Origin of the sequence: Burkholderia sp. KCJ3K979 (assembly GCF_016759955.1) — a bacterium.
GTDB classification, from domain to species: Bacteria; Pseudomonadota; Gammaproteobacteria; order Burkholderiales; family Burkholderiaceae; genus Burkholderia; species Burkholderia orbicola.
Genome location: NZ_JACFYV010000308.1, coordinates 1 through 6,138 on the forward strand (window position 1 = coordinate 1; position 6,138 = coordinate 6,138).

General features: G+C 70.6%; 5 protein-coding genes and 1 pseudogene. 4 read left to right on the top strand and 2 right to left on the bottom strand.

All coding sequences use genetic code 11. From position 1 onward, the window contains the following. Together H3O04_RS33255 and H3O04_RS33260 are read right to left on the bottom strand one after the other, a co-directional pair. Positions 1–243: pseudogene (locus H3O04_RS33255) on the bottom strand (single-stranded-DNA-specific exonuclease RecJ); the annotation flags it as partial. Between the two features lie 14 nt (positions 244–257). Further along, a complete protein-coding gene (locus tag H3O04_RS33260) occupies positions 258–1,334 on the bottom strand; it encodes a hypothetical protein (protein WP_034174516.1) in 1,077 nt (358 codons plus the stop codon). 150 nt (positions 1,335–1,484) lie between these two features. On the opposite strand from H3O04_RS33260, the gene H3O04_RS33265 reads away from it, so the two are divergent. The 4 genes from H3O04_RS33265 to H3O04_RS33280 form a co-directional block, all read left to right on the top strand. Beyond that, positions 1,485–2,738 (top strand): lipoprotein-releasing ABC transporter permease subunit, encoded by a 1,254-nt coding sequence (locus H3O04_RS33265; RefSeq protein ID WP_006478398.1) that lies wholly within the window; start codon positions 1,485–1,487, stop codon positions 2,736–2,738. 58 nt (positions 2,739–2,796) lie between these two features. After that, on the top strand, positions 2,797–3,492 hold the full coding sequence (gene lolD, locus H3O04_RS33270; protein ID WP_034174517.1) for a lipoprotein-releasing ABC transporter ATP-binding protein LolD: 696 nt from the start codon (positions 2,797–2,799) through the stop codon (positions 3,490–3,492). 66 nt (positions 3,493–3,558) lie between these two features. Next, positions 3,559–4,347 carry a TatD family hydrolase gene (locus tag H3O04_RS33275; RefSeq protein WP_006478400.1) on the top strand — a complete coding sequence of 263 codons (789 nt, stop codon included), beginning with the start codon at positions 3,559–3,561 and terminating at the stop codon, positions 4,345–4,347. Positions 4,348–4,403: 56 nt separating this feature from the next. Next, positions 4,404–6,138, top strand: a 1,735-nt coding sequence (locus tag H3O04_RS33280) for a ComEC/Rec2 family competence protein (protein WP_202589306.1), incomplete at its 3' end; no start/stop codon positions are given.

A 6,138-nucleotide genomic window follows, 5' to 3' on the forward strand; every position in this document is an offset into this window, starting at 1 on the left:
GTCGTAGTCGGCGACGACCAGCAGGCGCCGCTTGTCGGCAATCGCGTCGGCGAGCAGCACCGCCGCATCGGCGCAGCCTTTCAGCTCGGTGGGCGGCACGAGGCGCGCGAGCGCGGTCTCGATGTCGACGGGCGACTGCACGCCGCGCGACGCGTACAGGCGCGCGAGGACGGGGTGCAGACCGTGGCGCGCAAGCGCTTCGGCGTCGGCGGGCGCGACGGGGCGGGTAACGATCCGGGTCATTCGGGGTCTGCTGGTTATTCGAACAGGGAGGCAAGCGCGCGGCGGCGCCAGAACTTGCGCAGATCGCCGCGCGTCGCGTGCAGCGTCACGGAGCTCGTGTCGCCGCACAGCGTGACATCGACGCTCGCCAGCTCGCCGTTCTGCAGCGCGGCGAGCGCCGGCGCGAACCAGGCGCGCTCGAGCGCGGTGAGGCCGTCGTGCCAGCGCGCCCAGTCCTGCTCGATGAACGGGGTGGTCAGCGCAGGCAGGTCGACGAGCGTCGCGCCGTCGGCGGCAGGCAGCGCGCCGAATGTCGCAGGCGGCTTGCCGGCTTCGATTTGCGCGGCGCCCGCGAGGCCGAGCGCGGCGGGCGACGCCGACAGCACGCGCGCGAACGGCTTGCCGACCGGCTTCAGCGTGCCCTGCGCATGGAACCAGACCGAATTGACGGCGGGCAGCCCGCGGGCCTCGCGGGCTTCGTTGACCGGATGCTGGAACCACGCCATCTGCACTTCGTTCTGCAGTTTCATCCACATCCGCGAGCGCTCGCCCGTATGCGCCTCGTGCGGCAGCCAGATCTCGATGTTGCGGCCGCTGGCGCGCAGCGGCGCGGCGCCGGCGAGGCGCGCGAGCTGGTCGCTCGACAGATACCAGCGCGCCGGGTTCGGCGCTTCGAGCCGTACGCCCAGTTCCTCGATCAGCGGTCGTGCGACCGCGAGCAGCGCGGCCGCGTCGCCGTCGTCGAGCGCGAGGGCGGCCGGATCGACGAGCACCAGGTGATCGTGCGCGATTTCGACGTGCACGGGCTCGACGCACGCCCACGCGTGCGTGCCGGGGTCGCCCCCGTCGGCCAGCAGCATGTAGGGCGCGAGCGGCGCCTCGTCCGCGGCATTGCCTTGCGTGGCGCCGAACCGGCTTGCCAGCCAGCGCTCGTGCGGCAGCGTGCGCTGGAAGTCCTCGCCGGCCACGCGCTCGACGAGGCTCGCGCGGGCGAGCAACTTCTGGAGCGCGGGGCTGTCCAGCGTGTGCAGGGACGAGGCCGCATCGGCCGCCGACGGCAGCGCGAACGGAACGAGAAAATGGAGGCGTCGGTCGTGCATGATGGTGCGCATTGTATGGCAAACTGCGCGCGTGATCGGGCCGGCTGACGGCCCGTTCGCGTCCGGCGGTCGTTTTTTCGACCGTGCCCGGGCTGCCGGCCGCCACCCGGCGGCGGCCCGGCCGCGGCGCGCCTCCCGCCGTAACCAGCAGAAAGGATTCGCTTGAAACTTCCGTACGAATGGCAGATCGGCTGGCGCTACACGCGCGCCGGCAAACGCACGACCGGCAACGGCTTCATTTCCTTCATCGCGCTCGTGTCGATGCTCGGGATCGCGCTCGGCGTCGCGGCGCTGATCGTCGTGCTGTCGGTGATGAACGGCTTCCAGAAGGAAGTGCGCGACCGCATGCTGTCGGTGCTCGCGCACGTCGAGGTGTTCTCGCCGACGGGGTCGATGCCCGACTGGCAACTGACCGCGCAGGAAGCGCGCCGCAATCCGTCGGTGATCGGCGCCGCGCCGTATGTCGACGCGCAGGCGCTGCTCACGCGCCAGGACGCGGTGAGCGGCGTGATGCTGCGCGGCGTCGAGCCGTCGCTCGAGCCGCAGGTGTCCGACATCGGCAAGGACATGAAGGCCGGCCAGCTCGGCGCGCTCGTGCCGGGCCAGTTCGGCATCGTGCTCGGCGACGCGCTCGCCGGCAACCTCGGCGTGACGGTCGGCGACAAGGTCACGCTCGTCGCGCCCGAAGGCTCGATCACGCCGGCCGGGATGATGCCGCGCCTGAAGCAGTTCACGGTGGTCGGCGTGTTCGAATCGGGCCACTACGAATACGACAGCACGCTCGCGATGATCAACATCCGCGACGCCGAGGCGCTGTTCCGGATGAACGCGCCGACCGGCGTGCGGCTGCGGCTCACCGACATGCAGAAGGCGCCGCAGGTCGCGGTCGAGCTGTCGCACACGCTGTCGGGCAGCCTGTACATTCGCGACTGGACCCAGCAGAACAAGACATGGTTCTCGGCCGTGCAGATCGAGAAGCGGATGATGTTCATCATCCTCACGCTGATCATCGCGGTGGCCGCGTTCAACCTCGTGTCGTCGCTCGTGATGACGGTGACCAACAAGCAGGCGGACATCGCGATCCTGCGCACGCTCGGCGCGCAGCCGGGGTCGATCATGAAGATCTTCGTCGTGCAGGGCGTGACGATCGGCTTCGTCGGCACCGCGTCCGGCGTCGCGCTCGGCTGCCTGATCGCGTGGAGCATCCCGTGGCTGATCCCGATGATCGAGCACCTGTTCGGCGTGCAGTTCCTGCCGCCGTCGGTGTACTTCATCAGCGAGCTGCCGTCCGAACTCGTCGCGAGCGACGTGATCCGGATCGGGCTGATCGCGTTCGCGCTGTCGGCCGTCGCGACGCTTTATCCGAGCTGGCGCGGCGCGAAGGTGAAGCCGGCGGAGGCGCTCCGCTATGAATGACCGCGCGGCCGCATTCGCGGATTCACGACAACAACACAACAGACAGGATTCGGCAGGTATGCAGGAATACGTGCTTCAGGCGCGCGGGATCACGAAGGCGTTCGTGCAGGGCGGCTTCAACGTGCAGGTGCTCAACAACACCGAGCTGACGGTGCGGCGCGGCGAGAAGCTCGCGGTCGTCGGCGCGTCGGGCTCCGGCAAGAGCACGCTGCTGCACGTGCTGGGCGGGCTCGACGAGCCGAGCGCCGGCGAAGTGTCGCTGCTCGGCAAGCCGTTTACGCAACTCGCCGAGCGTGAGCGCAACGAGTTGCGCAACCGCGCGCTCGGCTTCGTCTACCAGTTCCACCACCTGCTGCCCGAGTTCACCGCGCTCGACAACGTCGCGATGCCGCTGCGCATCCGCCGGATGACCACCGAGGACGCGCGCGAGCAGGCACAGGCGATGCTCGAACGCGTCGGTCTCGGCCCGCGGGCGAAGCACCGGCCGGGCGAGCTGTCGGGCGGCGAACGGCAGCGCGTCGCGATCGCGCGTGCGCTGGTCACGAAGCCCGCGTGCGTGCTCGCCGACGAGCCGACCGGCAACCTCGACGGCACGACGGCCGACACGGTGTTCAACCTGATGCTCGAACTGTCCGAGACGCTCGAAACGAGTTTCGTGATCGTCACGCACGACCCCGATCTCGCCGCGCGTTGCGATCGCATCATGCGGCTGCGCGACGGGGTGCTGCACGAGGAGCCGGCGCTGCCGGTGTAAAAAAGCCACGCCGTTGGCCGGCCGCCGGTTCGTCGCGGCACGGCGCAACGACGCAGGACCGCTGCCATGTGGATCGACACGCATTGCCATCTCGATGCCGCCGAGTTCGACGCCGACCGCGACGCGGTCGCGCAGGCTGCGCACGCGGCCGGCGTGTCGCGCATCGTGATCCCGAGCATCGGGCGCGACAACTTCACGACGGTGCGCGAACTCGCGCAGCGCACGCCGGGCGCGGCGTACGCGCTCGGTATCCATCCGATGTATACGCCGCAGGCGCGCGACGAGGATCTCGACCGGCTGCGCATGGAGATCGAGGCCAGCCTCGACGATCCGCGTTTCGTCGCGATCGGCGAGATCGGGCTCGACTATTTCGTGCCGGGGCTCGACGAAGACCGGCAGCAATTCTTCTACCAGGGCCAGCTCCGGCTGGCGCGGGAATTCGACCTGCCGGTGCTGTGTCACGTGCGCAAGTCGCAGGACCGCGTGCTGGCCGGGCTGCGCCGTTTCGGCGTGCGGCGCGGCATCGCGCATGCGTTCAACGGCAGCTTTCAGCAAGCCGAAGCGTATCTGGCGCAGGGCCTCCATCTCGGCTTCGGCGGTAATGTGACCTTCACGCGCGCGCGGCAGATCCGCCGGCTCGCCACCGAGTTGCCGCTCGACGCGCTCGTCGTCGAGACCGATGCGCCCGACATCGCGCCCGAATGGGCATACAAATCCCGCAATACGCCCGACCAGGTGCCGCGCATCGGCGCCGTGCTCGCCGAATTGCGCGGGCTCGATACTGGCGAATTGGCCGTACGCACTTCGGCTAACGCGCTCGCCGCGCTGCCGCGACTCGCACTTTCGTCCGCATAATCGTTGCCGGAAGGCGCCGTATTGGCAGGGTGGCGCCGGGTCGACGAGGAGGCGGAATGCGCGTGGGGTGGATCGCGTTCGCGCTCGGCGTCGTCGTGCTGCAGCGGCAGGCGGCGTTGCCGGGGGCGATCGCATGGACGGTCGGAGCAGCCGTGCTCGCGGGCTGTGCGGCGCTCGGTGTGTGGTGCGTGCGCTGGCCGCGCACGCGTGCGGTCGTTGCATGCGGATGGATGCTGTGGGCGCTCGCGGCCAGCGTCGCGGGGTTCGGCTATGCGGCGGCACGCGCCGAGTGGCGGTTGAGCGACAGCCTGCCTGCCGAGTGGGAAGGGCGTGACATCGTCGTCACGGGCGTGATCCGCGGGTTGCCCGTCGTCGATGAAACGGGCGCGCGGCTGCTGTTCGCGGTCGAATCGAACGATGCGGGGCTCACCCGTTTTCCACCATTGATCCGGCTGTCGTGGCGTGCGTATGGTGCATCCGCGACACGCGATACGCTTCCCGATTTGCGGGCGGCCCAGCGCTGGCGTTTCGTCGTGCGTCTCAAGCGTCCGCATGCCGAGGCCAATCCCGGCGTGCGCGACAGCGAGGCGGCATGGCTCGCCGCGGGCATTCGTGCGATCGGCTATGTCAGTGCGCCGCGCCGGGCGGTATTGCTCGATGCGCGCGCATCCGGATGGCGTGCATCGATCGATCGGGTGCGCGACACGCTGCGCGCACGCATCGACGACGTGCTCGGTACCGATGCAGCGCACCGCGGCATCGTCGCCGCGCTGGCGATCGGCGACCAGTCGGGCATCGGCGACGACGCCTGGCGCGTGCTGCGCAATACGGGCACGAGCCACCTGGTCGCGATTTCCGGTCTCCATGTCGGGCTGGTCGGCGCGATCGCCGGCTGGCTCGTGTCGATGGTCTGGCGCCGCGTGCGATGGCGCGCGGGGGCCGCGACGCTCGTGGTGCCGGCGCCGTACGCGGCCGCGCTTGCGGCGCTGGTTGCTGCCGCGGGCTACGCCGCGCTCGCCGGTTTCAACGTGCCGGCGCAGCGCGCGTGGTGGATGATCGCGGGCGGCGGCATCGCGTATCTGGCCGGCCGCAGCGTGCCGACGTCCGCGGTGCTGTGCGCGGCGCTCGGCGGCGTGCTGCTCGTCGATCCGTGGGCCGTGCTGTCGGCCGGGTTCTGGCTGTCGTTCGGCGCGGTCGCCGTGATCCTGCTGGCCGTTGCCGGCTGGCGTGCGGTGCGCGAGGTCGACGATATCGATGAAGCGGGTGCGGAAGGCGGCACGACCGGCCTGCGGAGCCGGTTGCGCGGGTGGGGGACGCGTTGCCGGCGCCGCCTCGCCGAGGCGACGCGCGTGCAGTACGCGGTGACGATCGGGCTCGCGCCGCTCACCGCCGCGTGGTTCGCGCAGGTTTCCCTGTCGGGCCCGTTCGGCAATGCGTTCGCGATTCCGTGGGTCAGCTCGGTCGTCACGCCGGTCGTGCTGGCCGGCATCGCGTTGCCGCCGCCACTCGATGCGGCGGCTTTCCGGCTTGCGCATGCGGCGCTCGAACCGATGATGACGCTGCTCGGGTATCTGGCCGACTGGCCGGCCGGCGTGTTTTGGCTGCGCATGCCCGACTGGCCGGTGCTGGCGCTCGCATGCGTGGGCGTCGCGTGGGCGCTGATGCCGCGCGGCTGGCCGTTGCGCTGGGCGGCGCCGCTCACGTGGCTGCCGCTGGTCGCGCCGGCGCCGGATGCGCCGCCGCCGGGCGGCTTCCGGCTGACCGTGCTCGACGTCGGGCAGGGTGCGGCGG